Source organism: Ulvibacterium sp., from assembly GCF_028285715.1.
Lineage (GTDB): Bacteria > Bacteroidota > Bacteroidia > Flavobacteriales > Flavobacteriaceae > Ulvibacterium.
In genome coordinates this window covers 220,949-243,124 of the sequence record NZ_JANQOO010000020.1, presented here as the reverse complement: position 1 = coordinate 243,124, position 22,176 = coordinate 220,949, and the positions used below count along the sequence as shown (strand labels likewise).

Below are 22,176 nucleotides of genomic sequence, written 5' to 3'. Positions count from 1 at the left end.
TGGTCAAAAGGGAAAGGAGGTTATAGGAAGAATTAAATATTAAATGAATTAAGAGAACGGGAACCATGTTTAGGAACTATTTAAAAATCGCTTGGCGGAGTCTAAGAAAAAGAAAAGGCTCTACATTGATTAATGTCATAGGATTAGCAATTGGCTTTAGCTCTAGTATTCTAATTTTCCTTTTTGTATCCCACCATCTTCAATATGATAATTTTCACAAAAACCCAGATCGTGTTTATCGGGTTGTTACGGAACTTCATAGGGACAATATCGGTTATAGGGCCAGTGTTCCTCCAGGGTTTGCCGAAGCATTTAGAACCGACTACGACTATGCGGAGAAAGTGGCAAACATTGTGAGTTGGGAAGATCAGCTAATAAGCGATGTATCACAGTCCGGCGAAGGACGGTTCCAAGAAAACATTGCTTTTACCGAACCGCATTTTTTTGATATTTTGAATTTCCCCCTACAAGAGCGACTCACGGAAAGAAGCCTATTAGAGCCCAATACCGCATTTATAACACAAAGTGCTGCCCAAAGACTGTATGGCGATAAAAGCCCGTTGGGTGAGACCTTTGTTTTTAATAATTTGGAAACTATTCAGGTAATCGGGGTACTGAAAGACCTTCCCAAGAATACGGTAATCAACACCGACATATTTCTGTCGTATAAGACCGTGGCCGGCTACAACGATTTTTTGGCCAGTGGTACTTGGGGTGGTATCATGTCAAGTTTGCAGTGTTTTGCGTTGTTACATCCAGGTCAAAACCCTGCTGATATCGAGGCGGTATTGCCAGAATTGGTCGAAAAGCATAGATCTGGTAGGAAAAATGTACACCATTATAAACTACAACCCTTGGCGGATATCCATTTTAATGCCAACTACCCGGGAAGTATCGATTCGAATCTGTTGTGGATTTTTGTAATGATCGGATTCTTTTTGATAGGAATAGCCTGTATCAACTTTATCAATATCTCCTCGGCACAATCGCTTATACGTTCTAAGGAAATCGGAATCAGAAGGGTTTTGGGAAGTCATAAGAGGCATCTTTTCTGGCAATTTATTTCAGAAACATTCCTTATCGGGCTTTTTGCCATGTTGGTTGGGGTGGTCATTGCCATAATGACCTTGCCCTATCTAAATGATCTTTTTGATTTACAGCTGTCTTTGGATAGTCTACTTGATTTTAGGACAATGGCGTTCCTATTGTTCCTGTTGCTCGCGGTTTCATTTGTTTCCGGAAGCTATCCTGGGGTTTTATTGGCCCGGATCGTACCCGTTTTGGCCCTAAAAGGAAAGCTCGACCAGAGGGACGCTGGCGGTCAGGTAACAAGAAAAGTATTGGTTACGGTACAGTTTGCAATTTCCATTGCGCTTATTGTGGCCACATTGGTCATTGCCAAACAAATTAACTACGCGGTAAATGCCGACTTGGGCTTTGATAAAGAGGCAATACTCATGGTGGATATTCCTGAGGAATTGGAAACGGAAAGGCTCAATGGATTAAAAGAACGGATTTTGGGAATTTCGGGGGTTACCAAGATAACAGCTTGTTTGTCCAGCCCAGGGGCGGCCAAAAATGACTGGGGTACTTCTATTCGCTATCACAATAGGGCCGAAAATGAAGAATTTTCCATTCAGGCCAAACTGGCCGATAAAGATTATCTAAATGTATTTGGCCTTGAACTTATAGCAGGGCGAAATTTTTACGCTTCGGATTCCATTCAGGAAGTAGTAGTGAACCAGACCTTGGCCAAAAAGTTGGGCTTGGCTTCGGTTGAGGAACTTTTGGGTAAAAAGTTGACGGTATCAGGGACAAATGCTTCCATAGTGGGGGTAGTAGCCGATTTTCATGACAAAAACTTTCATGAAGCCATTAGTCCAATTTTTATTGCGCCCAACAAAGATGCTTACAGCGAATTGGCGATTAAAATAAATGGCCAAAATGTAAAAAGCACCTTGGATGCCATTACGGAACGTTGGCAGGCCGTATTTCCCAAATACATCTATGACTATCGTTTTATGGATGATCGTGTTGCCGAACAGTATGAATCCGAACAACGTTTGCTGGCTTTGTCCAAAGTATTTTCCGTTCTGGCCATTTTCATATGCTGCTTAGGGTTATATGGTATCATATCATTTTTCGTGGCACAGCGAACAAGGGAAATAGGAATACGTAGAGTGTTGGGGGGAACAATAGGGCATATTCTCGGCCTGTTTACCATTGATTTTTTCAAACTCATCCTGATAGCCGGCCTTATTGCGTCCCCCCTCACCTGGTATTTTATGAACAATTGGCTGGAAGGCTTCTTGTATAAGACAGTATTAAGCTGGTGGGTTTTTGCAGCCGCCATTGGCGGAGTTGTTTTGATAACATTGGCCACAATTGGTTATCGGATTATAAAGGCTGCCAACGCAAATCCTGTAAGAAGTTTGCGCACGGAGTGAGACAAATGACACATTATATCATCGAAAATGAACATTTATGTTAAGGAATTATTTGATAGTTGGGTTTAGGAACATTATAAGGAACAAGGCGTTTTCAATCATTAACCTCTCGGGCTTGGTATTGGGAATGGTAAGCTTTCTTCTGATTTTTTTATGGATACAGGACGAAAAAGCAGTGGATGCGTTTCATGGAAATTCTGATACGCTCTATAATGTCTATTATACAGTAGTTTCCGAGGGTAAAACCGATGGAACCTATACAACACCTACAAATTACGATGCAGAACAACAACGCTATTTCCCACTCTTGGAGGGAATGCAGCAAAGCATAGATGGCATAGAACGTTCCAATTTCTATGTAACGGGCTATGAGCTTCCCTGGGGATATCCGGAAACATTTGAGGTCGGGGATAGAATGTACAAAATGGAAGGGGCAAGGGCCGGTAAGGACTTTTTTGAAATGTTCGATTATCCCATTATTGCAGGTGATACCTCTATGCCCCTAAGTGAAATAAACACCATTGCCATTTCTAGAAAAATGGCGGAACTATTTTTTGATGGCCCGCAAAATGCAGTAGGTAAGACGATACGGTATGAAAACAACCTAGATCTTAGGGTTACCGCTGTTTTTGAGGACTTAACGACAAATAGCTCTCTTTCCTTTGACTTTTTGGTCGATTGGGAGTCCTATGCCAAATCAAGAATACTTATAGCCTCCCATAATGTACTTTCAACGGTACAAATTTCTACTACGGCAGACCCTTTTCAGGTTGAACAAAATATCAATACGTATCTACAAACCCGATTGGATCCCAATAACCCCATTCGAATGGAGGCCCATTTACAGCCCTTTACGGATAAATATCTCAAAGGGCGTTTTGAAAATGGCAAGCCGGTCGATGGGCGTATGGAATATACCAAACTTTTTGCCGGTGTGGCCATCTTCATTTTGGTGATTGCCTGCATCAATTATATGAACCTTTCCACGGCCAGATCGGTAAAAAGGGCCAAGGAAGTCGGGGTGAGGAAAGCCGTAGGCTCTTTAAAGGGGCATTTGATAAATCAGTTTATATTGGAATCGATTTTGCTTGCGTTCTTCGCCGTTTTTGTTTCGGTGCTATTAACGGGACTACTTCTTCCTGCGGTAAATTCCTTTACCGGGAAGGAAATTGCCTTGCCGTTCGACAATGTTTACTATTGGATGGTGGTCCTTGGCCTGATCGTCTTTACTGGTTTTTTTGCCGGTAGCTATCCCGCTCTTTTTCTGTCTTCACTAAAACCAGTTCAAGTTTTAAAAGGAACTTTTAGGTTTACGGGTTCTTCGGAATGGCTAAGGAGGGGATTGACAATTTTCCAATTCGGGCTCTCCATTTTGCTGTTGATAGCCGCGATGGTCGTTTCACGGCAAACGGATTTTGTTCAGCATTCCAATTTGGGATACAACAGGGAGAACTTGATATACATCCGTATTGAAGGAACCTTGGCCAATGCCGAAAGATATGCGGTATTCAAAGATGAGGCCTCTAGATTGCCAGGGGTTGCCCTGGTAGATCGCAGTAGTGAAGCTCCACACGCCATGGAATTTGAAGTGGCCAACCCCATCAATTGGGAAGGCAAGGGAGAGGGAGTTTCCATAGGATTTATGCCCAAGTCCGTAGGGTTTGATTTTTTAAGGATTATGGACTTAAAAATTGCCGATGGCAGAGGGTTTTCAAAAAAAATCGCTTCGGATTCCACGGATGCCTTTATGGTGAATCGAGAGGCTGTCCGACAAATGGGAATCACCGATCCTTTGGGGAAATGGGTCTCCGCCTGGGATAAAAAAGGGCGTATTATAGGTATTTTGGAAGATTATCATACCGCTTCCCTGCACCAAAGGATAAAACCGGTTATCGTAGATGTGAAGGAAAATCTCAACTTTGGGTTTATCCTAATTCGGACCGAGGCAGGTAAGACCAAGGAGGCCTTGGCCCAATTAAAGACCCTGTACGCAAAACTAAACCCTTTGCGTCCCTTTGATTATCAGTTTGCTGATAGTGAATATCAAGCACTCTACAAAAATGAGCAGGTGGTTGCCAAGTTGTCCAATATCTTTTCCGTTTTTGCCATCATTATTTCCTGTTTGGGACTATTGGGGCTTGCCATGTTCTCGGCACAACAACGTGTTAAGGAGATAGCCGTACGGAAAGTATTGGGTGCCTCGACCACTGCGATTATCAATTTGTTTTCCAAGGATATTTTAAGGCTTGTAGGTTTTTCTTTTTTGATTGCCGCCCCTGTAGGATGGCTGGTGATGGACGGCTGGTTGGAGGGCTTTGCCTATAAAATAAACCTTTCTTGGTGGATTTTCGCCTTAACAGGTGTCATAGCATTTGGTGTGGCTTTTTTGACCATCAGTTCACAATCGTTTAGGGTGGCCCGGGCCAATCCTGCAAATTCATTACGCTCTGAGTAAAAATAGTTGTCGATTAAAAAAGAAAAATCATGTTTAAAAACTATCTAAAGATCGCTTGGCGGAGTCTACTTAAGAAAAAAGGCCATTCATTTTTAAATATTGGTGGCCTGGCACTGGGCATGGCCGCTACACTGCTTATCGGTATTTGGGTCTATGATGAGCTTTCCTATAACAAAGGCTTTGAAAATTATAATTCCATTGCACAGGTAATGCAAACCCAAAACTTCAGCGATGGGATAAAGACAGGGGTCAATCAACCTATGCAACTGGCCCCGGTGCTCCGAACAATGTATCGAGATCATTTTAAACATGTGATAACCAGTTCGTTTACAAATAATGAACTCTTGACCGTAGGCGAAAAAGATGAAACCAAAGTTACCCGCACAGGAAATTTTATGGAACCGGGTATTGCACATATGCTATCCCTAAAGATGTTAAGGGGAAAAAGAGATGCCTTAAAAGACCCGACCTCCATGCTGCTATCAGAGTCCACGGCCATGGCCTTGTTCGGAAATTTAAACCCGATGGGCCAAAATGTAAAGATCGGCACCATGATGGAAGCCCAGGTGGCCGGGATTTATCAGGATCTTCCCCGGAATTCGGATTTTGCCGACCTGAGCTTTATAGCTCCTTGGGAACTATTAAAGACCACGGCTAATTTTGAGGAACGTGTGGGATGGGGCAACAATTGGTTCCAAACCTATGTACAGTTAACGGAGGGAGCGGATATCGCCGCGGTTTCCACTTTGATCAAGGATGTAAAGTACAATCATGAAAAGAATGCGGATGGAGGCGCAAAAACCAAGCCTGTGATTCATTTGCATCCCATGAAAAAATGGCATCTGTATTCCCGTTTTGAAAACGGCATAAATACAGGTGGTGCCATTGAACGTGTCTGGTTGTTTGGTGTTATTGGCATTTTTATAGTACTGTTGGCCTGTATCAACTTTATGAACCTCAGTACGGCCAAATCGGTCAAGAGGGCCAAGGAAGTAGGTATCCGAAAGACAATTGGCTCGGTCAAAAACCAATTGATTTTTCAATTTCTGAACGAATCTTTCTTAGTGGTTTCCCTGGCCTTTGTAATTTCTTTGGTCTTGGTTTTGTTGGCCTTACCGTTTTTTAACGACCTTACGGATAAGGCCATGTCAATGCCGTATAACAACCTTTGGTTTTGGGTATCGTGCCTTTTCTTTATGTTCTGTACCGCATTTATTGCGGGAAGTTATCCGGCCTTTTACCTCTCGTCCTTTAATCCCGTTAACGTGCTAAAAGGAACCTTTAACAGTGGAAAAGGTGCTTCTGGCCTGCGCAGGGCCTTGGTCGTATTCCAGTTTACCATTTCCGTGGTCCTTATTATTGGCACCATCGTTATTTATAATCAAATACAATATGCAAAGGAAAGACCGGCAGGATATGACAAGGAGCGATTGCTTTATGTGCCCATCAATGATCCCCAAGTCCGTAACAGTTTTGAAGCAATACGCAGCGAAATTTTACAATCCAATGATATTAAGGAAGTAGCGGCTTCCGATGTGTTGGTTACGGGGACCTTTGTGACCAATAGCGGTTTCGATTGGAAGGGCAAGGACCCTGCAATGAGCGAGGAGTTCAATACCTTGAGGGCAACGCACGGCTTTGGGGAAATGATCAATTGGGAAATCAAGGAGGGACGCAACTTTTCGCGTGACTTTAAGAGTGATTCCCTGGCCTTTATCATCAATGAAACGGCTGTACGTTATATGGGATTGGAAAATCCTGTGGGAGAATTTGTAAAATGGGGCGAAAATGGTTCTTTTAAAATTGTTGGTGTGGCCAAGGATATGGTAACGCGGTCACCCTATGAACAAGTTAGACCCACAATTTTCACGCTACATTATGGGGAGTTTCTAAGTTTCATCAACGTAAAAATTGGTAAGGGGGGTAATACCAAAACTGCACTTGCCCATATTGAAAAGGTATTTAACAAGCACGACCCCAAGAGTTTGTTCACCTACAATTTTTTAGATGATGAATATGCCCGCAATTTTATTGATGAGGAGCGTACGGGCAAACTGGCCGGCTTTTTTGCACTATTGGCCATTTGCATAAGTTCTCTGGGAATCTTTGGGCTTTCTGCCTTTGTAGCGGAACAGCGAACCAAGGAAATAGGCATACGTAAAGTTCTGGGAGCATCAGTCTATAGCTTATGGAAATTGTTATCCAAGGATTTTGTAGTGTTGGTCTTTATATCCTGCTGTATCGCTATTCCCATCGGCTATTATTATATGAACGGGTGGATAGAGAAATACGCTTATAGGGCTGAAATAAGTTGGTGGATTTTTGCCGCTGCAATACTAGGTGCCTTGGCCATTACTTTACTCACGGTAAGTTTTCAGGCCATAAAAGCAGCCATAGTAAATCCGGTAAAGAGTTTACGTATGGAATAAAAGCCTCTCTTGTGACCCGTAGCGGAATCAAAGGGAAGGTCTTTAAATAGTAATGAATTAAGAAAACGGAAATCATGATAAAGAATTATTTAAAAATCGCTTGGCGAAACCTGTTGAAGAACAAAGGGTTTACCTTTATTAATATTGTTGGACTTAGTATAGGCGTTGCGGCCTGTATCCTGATTTCCATCTACATTCTTCACGAGGTGAGTTATGATAAACAGGTGCCCAATTCGGCAAATGTATATCGAATGATAGGAACCTATATCGATGATGGTCGGCTAGAGACCGGAATTCATTTTTCCGCCAATACGGCACCTACCGTTCTGGAAGATTTTGCCGAGGTGGAGAATTCGGGACGGCTTATGGCCAATGGGTTGTTCTATGGGGCTGGAAGCAATGAAATCCGTTTTGAAGGTAGATCCATGCAGCATCATGAGGAAGGCTTTGCCTATGCGGATCAATCCATATTGGACATTATGGGTATTCCTATGGTACACGGTGATGCATCTACGGCCCTTTCGGAACCCAAAACCATCGTGATTTCCGAGACTATGGCCCAAAAACACTTCAATACGGGAAATCCCGTGGGCAAGGTCATGTATTTGAATGGAAACAATGAAGACCCCTTTAGGATTAACGGGGTCATGAAAGATTTTCCAAGCGATTCCCACCTGGATTATGACTTCTTTATTACCCTGGAGGGAGTTGAATTTGGTGAAGGGGAGCAAACCCGATGGTTCCAGAACAATTATTTCACCTACTTGGTTTTGCGACCGGATACGGATGTGGCCGCTTTTGAAGAAAAGATGTCCAATACGCTCATTCATACCTATATGAAGCCTGCCTTTTTGGCTGCGGGATTCGTGCAGGGAGAAACCCTGGAGGATCAACTGAGTATGTCCTTGCAAAAGTTGACGGACATCAACCTATATTCTGCCCAAATTGATTTTGAATCAAGTTACCGCAACGACATCAAGATTATCTGGATTTTTGGCATTATCGCCCTTTTCATTCTTATAATAGCCAGTATCAATTTTGTAAATCTTTCAACAGCCAAATCCGTTAACCGGGCCAAGGAAGTAGGAGTACGGAAAGCTGTAGGCTCTTCCCGTATGTATCTGGTAGGGCAATTTTTAACGGAATCCATTCTCATTACGATCATTGCATTTGTTATTGGTATTGTATTGTCGGGGTTGTTGATGCCTCTTTTTAGGGAAATGTCCGGAAAGGCCTTGACCTTTCCCTGGGACAGTCCGGTCTTTATCCCACTAGTTTTGGTGGCGGCCTTTTTAGTGGGCACCTTGGCCGGTCTCTACCCCTCTTTCTATTTGTCCAGGTTCAATCCGGCCAAGGTACTTAAAGGGATGATGGGCCAAAGCAAAAAAACCAGTGGATTGCGTAGCGGATTGGTTGTGTTCCAGTTTACGATCTCCATTATCCTCATAGTAGGGACGCTTATTGTAAACCAACAAATGGATTTTATCCTAAACTCAAAGATTGGATTCGAAAAAGAACAGGTAATACAACTGTATGGGACCAACATGCTGGACGATAGGGTAGCAACCTTTAAGGATGAACTGGAAAACTTGAACGGGGTAAGCAGCGTCAGTATCAGTGACTACCTACCTATTGAAGGTACCAAACGGAACGGCAATAGCTTTGTGAATGAAGGAAGGGAAAATATTGACCAAACGGTTGGTGGACAGGCCTGGGTTATTGACGAAAACTATTTGGAGACCTTGGGAATGAAGTTGGTGGAAGGACGTAATTTTTCGGAAGAACGCAGCTCGGACGATGAAGCAACGATTATCAATCAGGCCATGGTGGAGAAATTGAATTTGGAAGATCCTGTTGGGAAACGAATATCCAGGTTTGGCCAATTGTATGAGGTTATTGGGGTAGTGGAAAACTTCAATTTCAATACTATGAAACAAGAGATACAACCCTTGTGCTTTTTCAGGGGAATCAGTCCATCTATTGTTTCGGTAAAGGCGGATACCGGAGATATGCCCGCGCTTTTGTCTTCCATTGAAGGCAAGTGGCGGGAATTTATGCCCAATATGGCCTTTCGCTATGCCTTTATGAATGACTCCTTCGCCAAAATGTACAATAATGTAAGTCGTATTCGGACTATTTTCCTAGTCTTTGCCATTCTGGCCATTTTTGTAGCCTGCTTGGGTCTTTTTGCGCTTTCCGCCTTCATGGTAGAACAACGAAAGAAGGAGATTAGTATCCGTATGGTGCTGGGGGCGTCTTTTCAGAGTATTTACAAGTTATTGAGCATTAATTATTTAAAACTGGTCGGGATTTCCATTTTGTTGGCCCTACCTATTGGGTGGTATATGATGAGCCGTTGGTTGGAGGATTTTAGCTATAAGATCAACTTGGGTTGGGAAGTGTTTTTAGGGGCTACGATTATTGCCTTGATTATTGCCTTGGTCACCATTAGTTATCAATCCGTGGGAGCCGCTCTGACACCTCCGGTAAAAAGCTTGCGGACAGAATAAAAGAGTAGTATCAAATGGCCAGAAAAATTTGATGTCGATCAGGGGCGGTATAAAAAGTAAGAGTCATGTTTAAAAACTATCTAAAGATTGCGTGGAGGAATTTGTGGAAGAACAAGGGTTACTCGGCCATACACATAGGTGGGCTAGGGGTTGGGATCGCCGTGGTTTTGCTCATTGGTCTTTGGGTGCATGATGAGCTGACATTTAATACTGTTCACAAGAACTATGACCATGTAGCAAAAGTCCTCATGAACAAAACCATTAATGGAGAAAAAAGAACCCGGCACATTATACCTTATCCCTTGGGAGATGAGCTTAGAAATATATATGGAGACCATTTTGAACATGTGGTTATGAGTTCTTCCCCTAGTAACTATGTATTATCCAAGGATGAAAAACAATTGATCCGTAATGGTGCCTTCATGGAGGAGGATGCGATGCGAATGTTTTCCTTGCCCATGGTAAGTGGAAATTGGAATGGTTTAATGGAGCCCAACTCCATCGTACTATCGCGGGCCACAGCACGGATGCTTTTGGGCAACGATAATCCCATAGGGCAACAAATAAGGATAAATAACGCTCTGGACGTCTTGGTTACCGGGGTTTTTGAGGATTTACCGTTCAACTCCGAACTAAGGGATCTTAAATTTATTGCACCTTGGGAACTCTATGTCTCGTCCACGGATTGGGTAAGAAGGGCTAGGGATGAAAATTTATGGGACAACAATTCGTATCAATTGTTTGCGCAGATTTCTCCTAAATCCGTAATGGATCAAGTAAGTCTAAGGATCCGCAATGCCGTTTACGATAATTTACCCAAAAGATCGAGACGTAGTCGTCCGGAGCTATTCTTACATCCCATGAAGGACTGGCATTTGAAATCAAGCTGGAAAAATGGTGTCCAGACCAACGGCCCCATCCTATACGTATGGCTGTTTGGCCTTATTGGGATTTTTGTATTGCTCCTGGCATGCATTAATTTCATGAATCTATCCACTGCACGGTCCTTGAAGCGAGCAAAGGAAGTAGGAGTGCGCAAGGTGGTGGGGTCCAATAAAAGGCAGTTAATCGGCCAGTTTTTAACGGAGTCCTTATTGACCACCTTTTTTGCGTTCCTTTTGGCGGTTGTTTTAGTCCTTTTGGGCTTGTCCTCCTTTAATCAACTGGCCAATAAGCAAATAGTCTTTCCGATGTTAAGCCTATCGTTTTGGTCCCTTTGCCTACTTTTTATTATGATTACCAGTATCCTAGCAGGGAGCTATCCAGCACTTTATTTATCCGCTTTTAGACCAGTGAAAGTGCTGAAGGGAAAGCAACTATCCGCAAAGTCTACCTTAACGATAAGAAAAGGATTAGTAGTGCTACAATTTACGATTTCGGTACTCCTTGTTCTGGGCACCTTGGTCATAGTGCAACAAATTCAACATACCAAAGATCGCCCGATAGGCTATGATAAGGAGCAATTGGTAATGATGGAAAAGAAGACTGAGGATTACGAAGGTAAATACAATCTACTTCGGCAGCAATTAAAAACCAACAAAATTGTCGCAGAGGTGGCTGAGTCTTCAAGCCCATTGACCGAGGTATGGAATAGTAATGGAGGATTTGATTGGGAAGGAAAGGACCCAGATCTTTCCATCAATCTAGTCACTTTTTTTGTTTCCCACGATTACGGGAAAGCCGTGGGCTGGGACATACTGGAAGGACGGGATTTTTCCAGAAGTTTTGCCTCGGACTCAACCGCATTTATCTTAAACGAGGCGGCGTTGGCCTACATGGGATTGGATAACCCCGTTGGGAAAACCATTCGTTGGGGAGATCAAGACCATGAGGTAATAGGGATAGTTGGGAATATAGTAACGGAGTCTCCTTTTGAGGCGGTTAAACCAGCAGTGTACACCATAAATTATGACAATACCAATTGGATGGTACTTTCATTATTACCTAAAAGAAGCGTTTCGGAATCCTTGGCCGGGATTGCTTCGATATTCAAAAGACACGTCCCCAATGTCCCTTTTGATTATCATTTTGTGGACGACGCGTTTGCCAAAAAATTCAGGGCCGAGGAACGTATTGGGAAGTTATCCGGAATGTTCTCCGTTTTGGCCATTTTCATCAGTTGTTTGGGCCTATTTGGTCTGGCTTCGTTTATGGCCGAAAGACGTACAAAGGAAATAGGAATCCGCAAGGTATTGGGCGCGTCAATACTGGAACTTTGGAAAATGCTTTCCAAGGAATTTTTGGTACTGGTGTCTTTCGCCTGTTTGGTTGCGGTACCCATTGCGGTTTATTTTATGGGCCGATGGTTGGAAAACTATGAATATCGGGCAAAAATGCCATATTGGATTTTTTTAGTCGTCGTCTTTGGTGCCTTGTTGATAACACTTTTTACAGTGAGTTTCCAATCCATGAGGGCCGCAAGACAGAACCCCATAAAAAGTTTGCGGACAGAATGAATAAGTAGTATCAAATTCCGTGAAAAACTTGATGTTGATCAAGGGCGGTATAAAAAGTAAGAGTCATGTTTAAAAACTATCTAAAGATTGCGTGGAGGAATTTCATACTACAGAAATGGTACTCCCTTTTAAATATGGGCGGTCTCGCAATTGGAATGGCCTGTAGTATCCTAATTCTTCTTTGGGTACGGCATGAATCGAGTTATGATACCTTCCATGCCAATGCGGACCAAATTTATCGACTGACGGCCAAGGCCAATGAAGATTTCAAAGCAGCGGTGAGCCCTGCTGGAATGGTTGAGGAACTTCCGCAATTAATGCCTGAAATAGAATCCAGCCTTAGACTAGGCCATCCCTTTGAAGAACTGTTCGAAGTGGACGGCCAAAAATTCAAGGAGGATTTCATCTTTTTTGCCGACACTAACTTTTTGGATGTATTCACTTTTCCCTTAAGCGAAGGGAATCGCAAGACCGCACTTTCCCGACCGGACGGAATCTTGCTAACCGAGACTACGGCCCGGAAGTTCTTTGGTACCGAAAAGGCATTGGGTAAAACCATCAAAATCAACAATACCGATACGTTTACCGTAAGCGGGGTAATGGCGGATGTCCCTTCAAACTCGCATCTGCAGTTCAACGCCATTCTTCCCATGACCTATCATGCTAAAACCAACTACGATTTGATGAACAGGGTATGGGATTCTTTCAATTTTTATGGCTATTTCCAATTTAAAAAGGGAGCGATTACCTCGGAGAAAGATCTTTTAGCGGCTGTTGAAAAAATCAACCAGATTTATGCCACTAGAATGACCGAGTTTGAAATTACGTTTAACCTACAACCTTTAACGGACATCCACCTGCATTCAAATTTACAGATCGATGTCCCAGGCCATGGAAACATTCAATATGTAAACATCTTTTTTATAGTGGCCTTTATCATTTTAATTGTAGCCTGCATCAATTATATGAACTTGGCTACGGCGCGCTCTTCCCGGAGAGCCAAAGAGGTAGGTTTACGAAAAGTAATCGGGGCAGGCAGAAACCAACTGATATTCCAGTTTTTTGGGGAATCGTTGATGATAGCCTTCTTTTCCCTGATTCTTGCTATAGGGTTGGTGTATCTGGCTTTGCCGGCCTTTAATGATTTGGCACAAAAGCAACTTCAATTGCATTTAGGGGATGCCAACATCTGGATCGGGTTATTGGCTATAGCTTTGATTACCGGCCTCGTTTCAGGAAGTTACCCGGCACTCTTTCTATCCGGATTTAAGCCCATAAAAGTGTTGAAAGGGAAAATAAAGCTTTCCGGTTCCAACCTTTTTTTTAGAAACGGATTGGTAATTTCCCAATTTGTAGTTTCCATTTTATTACTCATCGGTACCACCGTAATCTATACCCAACTGAATTTCATCCGGAATAAGAATTTGGGATATGACAAGTCTAACTTGATTTATATTCCCATGGAAGGTGAGCTGTGGGATAAACAGGAAGCTTTGAAAACGGCCTTGGAACAAAATGTATTGACCCGTGATTTTTCCATAATTTCCGACTTGCCCGCCAATCTGGTAACTGGGGATTTTGATATTTATTGGGAAGGTAAAGATCCCAACTCCCAAGTGCTTTTTCCACATATTGACGCAGATGAAAATTTCTTGAATGTCTTTCAGATGACACTTTTGGAGGGTAGAGGGTTTTCCAGGACCTCATCGGACAATCACGACTACCTAATTAACGAGACCGCCGCCAAAGTAATGAAAATGGATGTGGAAAATGCCGTAGGTAATAGCTTAACCTTTAGGGGCAACAAAGGGACTATTATCGGTGTGGTAAAGGACTTTAACTACAAGCCGCTTCAATATGCCATTGAACCTCTGATCCTACAGCACAGAAAAAGAGGGTCCCTGGCTGTGGTCAGGACTGCTCCGGGGCGTACTGAAAATACCATAGCTGCATTGGAAGGGATTTACGGGGCCTTAAATCCGGCCTATCCCTTGACATACAACTTTGTGGATACCAATTTGGATGCACAATATAAAGGAGAACAACAGATGGGGGCCATATTCAATATTTTTGCCCTATTGGCCATTTTTATTTCCTGTTTGGGGCTATATGGTCTCTCCGCTTTTATGACCGAGCAACGCTTCAAGGAGATTGGTATTCGCAAAGTTTTGGGGGCCAGTGCCCTTCGCTTGGTCAACATGCTTTCACAGGATTTTATAAGATTGGTCTTTATAGCTTTTGTTCTTGCCATACCTATATCATGGTACGCCATGCATGAATGGTTGCGGGAATTCGCCTTTCGCATCGAAATCCGGTGGTGGATGTTTGGTCTGGCAGGACTTTCAGTTTTGTTCATTGCCTTATCCACGGTAAGCTTTCAAAGTTTGAGGGCCGCAAATGCCAATCCCGTAAAGAGTTTACGGACAGAATGAAAAATTAAAATCATCAATCACATACGCTATGTTTAAAAACTATTTAAAAATCGCTTGGCGAAACTTGATCAAGAACAAAATCTATTCTTGGATCAATATCGGAGGGTTGGCCATCGGCATCGTGGCCTGCTTGCTTATTCTGCAATACGTAGCCTTTGAATACAGCTACGAGAATTTTCATGAAAAGGAAGACCGGATTTATCGGGTACAACAAGACCGGTATGACAATGGGAAACTTTCCACCCAGTGGGCGGCAGGGGCATATGCCGTTGGAAATTCCTTTAAGGAGGCCATACCGGAAATAGAGGAGTATGTAAAAGTCTCCAAAACCGGGGATATTATTGTTGAGGTAGATAATCGGCCACTAAAAATTGAAGAAGTGTACTTTGCCACCAGTTCCTTTTTTACTGTTTTTTCCTACCCGTTGCTCCATGGTAAAAAGGATAATCTTTTGGATGAACCGTATACAGCCGCTATTTCGGAAAGTACGGCACGTAAAATATTTGGCACTACGGATGTGGTAGATAAAATCCTGCCCATTAGTGGAAATAAAAACTATCGGATTACCGGTGTCTTTAAGGATATGCCGGTGAACACCCAACTGCAACCTAACTTTTTGGCATCCTATGCCAGTTTTGTGGAACAGGTAAAAACAAATTCAAATGGGACGAACGATCCTGACGAGGCATGGGCATGGGACGGTTGCCTAACCTATGTTTTGCTTCAAAAAGGGGTGAACCCGAGTCAGGTCGAGGCAAAATTTGCTCCCGTGGTCGAAGCAGGGGTGGGCGAGCTCTTGCGGCGCTTTAACGCTTCGGTAACCTACAGGCTCCAGCCCTTAACCGACATACATTTGGAGGCAAATTATATAGACGAACCTGCTCCCAACGGAGATGCCAAAACTGTGCTTCTCTTATTGGGAATTGCTTTCTTTATCATCGTGATTGCGTGGGTCAATTATATCAATCTGGCTACGGCCCGGGCCGTGGGGCGGGCCAAGGAGGTTGGTGTGCGTAAGACCGTAGGATCCAATCGTAAACAGTTGATTACCCAATTCTTTTTTGAATCCGGATTGTTCAATGGTTTGGCCCTGTTATTGGCATTGATTATCATGATCATTGCCCTTCCCGCCTTTAATCAAATCTCTGGCCAGCCAGTATCCTATGAGCTATTAACTAGAACCAATTTTTGGATGGGCCTCACCGCCCTGTTCATTTCCGGGGTGCTATTATCCGGATTATACCCGGCTATTGTGCTTTCCAAATTTAGACCTGTTGAAGTACTTAAGGGAAATATGGGAGGTGCCCAACAAGGAGCATTATTACGCAAAGGGCTTGTTGTACTTCAGTTTACGGCCTCCCTGTTTTTATTGATTGGTTCCCTGGTGGTATATCAACAAATACAGTTTATGCGAGATCAGTCTTTGGGTATAGACATTGACCAAACCGTAGTGCTACGACCTCCTATTGCAACAGATTCCACCTTTGCGGCACAAAAACAAGCCCTAAAGGAAACACTTTTGCAGTACCCTGCCATAAAAAATGTAGCGGTTTCCTCTGTAGTTCCCGGTGAGGGGACAGGGGACAATGCCGGGGGAATACGGTTGGTGACCCAAGACGACTCGGAACAAAAGCAATACCGGTTTATTCGGGTGGACTATGATTTTTTGGACCTGTACGATACCAAGTTGATTGCCGGCCGAACGTTTTCGGAAGATTTTGGGGCCGATGCCGTCAATGTTGTTTTTAACCGAAAGGGAATCGAGCAATTAGGCTTTGATGACCCAGAGGAAGCTATTGGAAAGCAAATTGAGTTTTGGGGCGATCAATGTACCATTGTCGGTGTTGTAGAGAACTTCCATCAACAATCGCTTCGAGATGCTTATGAGCCGCTTATTCTCACCCTGAACCCCGGGGTATATGGATATTTTTCCATAAAAACGGATATGGCCCAAATATCCCAAACCCTTGCCCAAGTACAAACGGAATGGGATACTTTTTTTCCGGGAAATACTTTCGAGTATTTTTTCCTGGATGAACAATTTGATAAGCAGTACAAGGCAGATCACAGATTTGGCCAAGTGTTTGGGCTTTTTACGGTATTGGCCATCTTCGTGGCCTGTCTGGGTCTTTTTGGCCTAGCTTCGTTCACCACGTTACAACGCACCAAGGAAATAGGGATACGAAAAGTTTTGGGTGCGTCGGTACAGGGTATTTTAAAACTGTTGTACCGAGAATATGCGCTTTTGTTGGCCATTGCTTTTTTAATTTCCATTCCTCTGGCTTGGTATATGGCTAGCAATTGGTTGCAGGGATATGCATTCCACATATCAATTCATTGGACATTTTTTGCATGGCCCTTTGTGGCCATAGTGGTCATCGCTTTGGTTACCGTAAGTTTTCAATCGATCAAAGCCTCTCTGGCCAATCCAGTAAAAAGTTTGCGAACAGAGTAATTCATCAATCCACACTGAAGCTGTTTCAGTATAAAAAAGAACATAATGTTTAGAAACTATTTAAAAATCGCTTGGCGCAATTTAAAAAAGAACAAAGGGTATTCTACCATAAACATTGGTGGCCTCGCCTTGGGAATGGCCGTTACCCTAACAATTGGATTATGGATACAGGACGAGCTTACCCATAACGATTATTTTAAGAACAAGAACAGGATAGCGCAGGTATTCCAATCACAGACCTTTAATGGACAAATAGGTACAGGTCCGGCCATACCCAGACCCTTGGAAATGGCTTTTAGGGACGGTTACGCGGATAACTTCAAGTATTTGGTCATGTCGTCCTGGACCACTAGCCAATATCTGAAATATAAGGAGACCAGTCTTTCCCGTTCCGGTAATTTCATGCAGGCCGATGCTCCTGAAATGCTAGATCTTACCATTCTAAAAGGAGAAAAGGATGGTCTGCGGGAGATTAACTCCATTATGTTGTCCCAGTCCGCGGCGGAAGCCCTTTTTGGCGAGGAGGATCCCATAGGGAAAATTATTGAGGTCAATAGCCAGTATGATATGATGGTTACGAGTGTTTATGAGGATATCCCGGCAAATAATTCGTTTCATGATACCCAGTTCGTGATGCCTTGGGAAAAATATATCACTACCCAGGAATGGGTGAAGAATGCCATTAACTTTTGGGGCAATAACTCCTTTCAGATGTTTGTTCAAATTGCGGATAATACCTCTATGGAGAAAGTGACCGCTAACATTAGGGATGTAAAAAAGAATGCGGACGAGGACAATGCCGAATTTAACCCGCAACTTTTTCTTTTTCCTATGACCGAATGGTATTTGCGGGGGAATTTTGAAAATGGAAAGCAAGTTGGCGGGCGCATAAAGTACGTCTGGCTTTTTGGCATCATTGGGGCCTTTGTTCTGCTTTTAGCATGTATCAACTTTATGAACCTTAGTACCGCCCGTTCCGAAAAAAGAAGCAAAGAAGTAGGCATCCGAAAATCGATAGGCTCTCAGCGAAATCAGTTGATCAACCAATTTTTGAGCGAATCGTTCCTGGTAGTTTTGTTTGCATTTTTTCTATCTATCATAATTGTGTTGTTGTCCTTGAACGGTTTCAATGAATTGGCCAGAAAGGAAATCGAGTTTCCTTGGACAAGTACCAGTTTTTGGGGTATTTCTATAATTTTTATTGCATTTACCGCGCTTCTGGCGGGAAGCTATCCGGCGCTTTACCTCTCCTCCTTTAGACCGGTAGATGTACTGAAAGGAACCTTTAAAGCCGGAAAATATGCAGGATTACCGCGGAAGATTTTGGTGGTACTGCAATTTACGGTTTCCGTGGCCTTTATTATTGGGACGGTCATTGTAATGCAGCAGATAAACCACGCCAAGAATCGCCCTATCGGCTATGACAAGGAGGGGCTGGTCCAAATACCGACATTTAGTCAAGATTTTTCCGGGAAATATGACTTGATGCGAAATGAATTCCTGGCTTCCGGTGCCGTTGTGGAAATGTCATCGTCCAGTAGCCCTACTACCCGAATTTGGTCCAATCGTAATGGATTTGACTGGGAGGGCAAGCCCGAAGGATTTCAGGAGGATTTGGCCTGGACAGAGGTGTCCTGGGAGTATGCCAAATCCCTGAATTTGAAAATTGTACAAGGGCGCGATTTTTCCAGGGAATTTCCTTCGGATTCCAATGCCGTGTTGCTGAACCAAACTGCTGTAAAGTATATGGGATTGACCGACCCTATCGGTAAATTCCTAAAGGATAACGATGACGAGGATCCAGACCCGCCCTTGAAGATCATAGGAGTGGTGGAGGACATGATCGCACAATCACCTTATGAACCCGTAAAACAAGGGGTTTATGTTTTCGACAAGCATGGCAATGGCAGTTATTACAATCTTAGGTTAAATCCCAATCAAAGTGCAAATCAAAGTATAGCCACAATTGAAAGAGTCTTCCGAACACATTTTCCCAATATCCCTTTTCAGTATGATTTTGTGGACGACGAATACGGCGAAAAATTTGCTGCGGAGGAGCGGATAGGAAGCCTGTCGGCCATTTTTACCGCTCTGGCCATACTCATAAGCTGTCTAGGACTATTTGGGCTTACCTCCTTTGTCGCCGAACAGCGTACCAAGGAAATTGGGGTGAGGAAAGTGCTTGGAGCATCAGTGTTCAATGTTTGGAATATGCTTTCAAAGGACTTTTTAAAACTAGTGTCCATCTCCAGTTTTATTGCCATTCCCATTTCCTACTATGTAATGAATGGATGGTTGCAGGAATATCCATATCGCGTAATCCTGGAGTGGTGGATTTTTGCCTTGGCGGTTATCGGGGCCCTGGCCATTACAATTCTAACGGTGAGCTTTATAGCCATTAGGGCAGCAAATGCAAATCCGGTCAACAGTTTACGTACAGAATAGAACAACTTGGATCGGTAAGGTTTTCCAAGCATGCCCAGACCAGAGGATGAAGTCGGGGCGGAAGGCCTGAAAGGTCTACATCAAAAAACGAGAATCATGTTAAAGAATTATCTAAAAATTGCTTGGCGGAATCTGACCAAGAATAAACAACAGACCATTATTAACCTATTGGGACTAACCATTGGTACTGTAAGTTGCCTAACTATTTTATTATACGTTTTTGACCAAACGGGTTACGATGTACATCATGAAAATGCAGATTCCATTTATAGGATACAGACCAACATAGAGGGGGCAGGTACAGGCTCGGATGGAGCGCGTGTTGCAGGATCATCACCTCCCATTGCCTTTGCGGCCAAGGAGGACTTTCCGGAAATAGAGGAGGTCACTAGAGTGGTTTTGGTAGATCTCTTCAATGTTGATATCATACGAGCGGCAGGTGAGGAGAGTGGGTTTTACGAGTCCAAGGCCTATTTGGCCGATTCTACCTTGTTCAAGGTATTCAATTATAGGTTATTGGAAGGGGGCCCTACTGCCCTAAACGAACCAAGTACTTTGATTCTTTCCTCGTCTTTGGCGAAAAAATTGTTTGGAAATCAAAAGGCCTTGGACAAAACGGTCGAGATTTCTGGTTATGACGGCGACCCTTTGAAGCTTACTGTAAAGGGGGTTTTTGATGAGACTTTTGGAAAATCACATTTGAAACCCAATTATATCATTAGTATGAACACTCCGGGCCTGGGCGAGTGGGTAAAGGGTAACGACAATTACGCGCAGAATAACTTTGCCTACACCTATTTGAAATTGAAGCCAGGTACCAGTGCAAAGGAGTTGGAACAAAAATTCCCAAATTTCTTACAGGAACGGGGAGGGAGCGATCTTGCGGACATAAATATGAAGAAGGAACTGTTACTTCAAAAAGTAACGGACATACACTTGTATTCCCAAGGCATCAACGGACAGATTGATAGGGTATCGGATATTCAATACCTGTATCTGTTGTTGACCTTGGCATTTTTCATTCAGCTTGTGGCCTGCATCAACTTCATTAATCTAAGTACAGCCCGGGCCAACAAGAGAGCTAAGGAAATTGGGGTACGAAAGGTGGTTGGGGCGAATAGGAAATCCTTGGTCTCGCAATTTTTAGGAGAATCACTCTTATTGTCCTTTTTCTCTATTTTGATAAGTATTCCGATTACGTTGGTATTGTTGCCCTTTATAAACGAATTGGCACAAAGCGACCTTACCTATATAGACTTATTTCGTCCAGAAATCGTGTACTCCCTTTTGGGGATAGGATTTTTAACAGGGTTCACGGCCGGTATTTATCCGGCATTGGTGCTATCTTCCATAAAACCTGTATCAGCCATTAAGAGTACCATAAATCTACAGTCTGGAAATAGTGGGCTACGAAAAGGGTTGGTGGTTTTTCAATTTGTGATATCAATTACCCTGATAAGCACGGTCATCATAGTTATCCAGCAGTTTAATTATACCCAACAAAAGAATCTCGGGTACGAAAAGAACAATCTGATCGGCATTCAATTGAATACACGTAACGCGCGCGATAAATTTGAAGGATTAAAATCTGAATTTCTAAAGGTCCCCGGGGTTACCGAAATTTCCGGGAGTAGGGTTTCACCCTCGGAGGACATCATTAACGGGGCTAGTTTTTATATGCCGGGACGGAATCCTGAAGATCGTACCCAGGTACAAGTGAATCTTGTAGGGAAGAACTATATAAATACCATGGGGATCATTCTTTCCAAAGGTCGGGATTTCCGGGAATCGGATAGTACACAAATAATCGTGAACGAGGCTACGCTAAGGGCCTTTAATATTGAACCGGAAGATGCACTGACCTCAAGACTGCTAACAGGAGGAGAGAATGAATTTGAAATTGTAGGGGTAATGAGTGATTTTCATTTTTCCTCTCTCAAAGAAGCCATTCAGCCTTTGGTACTTTTTAGGGATGGTGACCCACATCGGTTGTTGCTGCGTTTCGAGACATCCAATTATGGGGAACTGATGGCCAATTTGGAGGGCATTTGGAAGGCAAATGTCAAGGATTCACCGTTTGTCCCGGCATTTATAGATAAGGAAGTGGAGAAACTATACGATGAGGAAAAGCGTGTAGGCCAAATCGCCGCTTTGTTTACCATCCTGGCCATAATCATTAGTTGCCTGGGTCTCTTTGGCCTGGTTTCCTATATAGCGGAACAAAAGAAAAAGGAAATCGGTATTCGAAAGGTATTAGGAGCTAGTATCAATTCAGTGGTACAACTGTTGACCAAGGACTTCCTAAAATTGGTAGGGATTGCCTTTTTGATCGCCTCTCCCATAGCCTATTATTGTATGCAACGCTGGCTTGAGGATTTTACGTATAAGATCCAAATTAATGTATGGGTATTTGTCCTGGCCGGATGTTTTGCCCTTATCATCACTTTGCTAACGGTAGGCTTTCAATCCATAAAATCGGCCGTTGCCAATCCTGTAAAGAGTTTGCGTACGGAATAAATCATCAATTTGTCCCCCTTTGGCGGATTA

The 22,176-nt window shown here is 43.2% G+C and carries 9 protein-coding genes; all 9 read left to right on the top strand.

Features of this window, described 5'->3' with window-relative positions; translation table 11 throughout:
- Positions 1-65: 65 nt before the first annotated feature.
- The 9 genes from Q0993_RS12550 (at position 66) to Q0993_RS12510 (ending at position 22,146) form a co-directional block, all read left to right on the top strand.
- Entirely contained in the window at positions 66-2,447 is a 2,382-nt protein-coding gene (locus tag Q0993_RS12550) for an ABC transporter permease (RefSeq protein ID WP_299533491.1), read from the top strand.
- 37 nt (positions 2,448-2,484) lie between these two features.
- The gene (locus Q0993_RS12545; RefSeq protein ID WP_299533490.1) at positions 2,485-4,902 is read left to right on the top strand and encodes an ABC transporter permease; all 2,418 of its coding nucleotides are present in this window, start codon (positions 2,485-2,487) and stop codon (positions 4,900-4,902) included.
- Positions 4,903-4,931: 29 nt separating this feature from the next.
- Positions 4,932-7,331 (top strand): ABC transporter permease, encoded by a 2,400-nt coding sequence (locus Q0993_RS12540; protein ID WP_299533488.1) that lies wholly within the window; start codon positions 4,932-4,934, stop codon positions 7,329-7,331.
- A 74-nt stretch (positions 7,332-7,405) separates the two neighbouring features.
- Positions 7,406-9,841: an ABC transporter permease gene (locus Q0993_RS12535; protein ID WP_299533487.1), complete on the top strand. Its 2,436-nt coding sequence runs from the start codon at positions 7,406-7,408 to the stop codon at positions 9,839-9,841.
- Positions 9,842-9,906: 65 nt separating this feature from the next.
- Complete coding sequence (locus tag Q0993_RS12530; RefSeq protein ID WP_299533486.1) at positions 9,907-12,297, top strand: ABC transporter permease; 2,391 nt, start codon at positions 9,907-9,909, stop codon at positions 12,295-12,297.
- Between the two features lie 65 nt (positions 12,298-12,362).
- The gene (locus Q0993_RS12525; RefSeq protein WP_299533485.1) at positions 12,363-14,729 is read left to right on the top strand and encodes an ABC transporter permease; all 2,367 of its coding nucleotides are present in this window, start codon (positions 12,363-12,365) and stop codon (positions 14,727-14,729) included.
- A 28-nt stretch (positions 14,730-14,757) separates the two neighbouring features.
- Positions 14,758-17,184 (top strand): ABC transporter permease, encoded by a 2,427-nt coding sequence (locus Q0993_RS12520; RefSeq protein WP_299533484.1) that lies wholly within the window; start codon positions 14,758-14,760, stop codon positions 17,182-17,184.
- A gap of 45 nt (positions 17,185-17,229) precedes the next feature.
- Positions 17,230-19,629, top strand: a complete 2,400-nt coding sequence (locus Q0993_RS12515) for an ABC transporter permease (protein ID WP_299533482.1) — start codon at positions 17,230-17,232, stop codon at positions 19,627-19,629.
- A gap of 30 nt (positions 19,630-19,659) precedes the next feature.
- A complete protein-coding gene (locus Q0993_RS12510; protein ID WP_299533480.1) occupies positions 19,660-22,146 on the top strand; it encodes an ABC transporter permease in 2,487 nt (828 codons plus the stop codon).
- Positions 22,147-22,176: the final 30 nt, after the last annotated feature.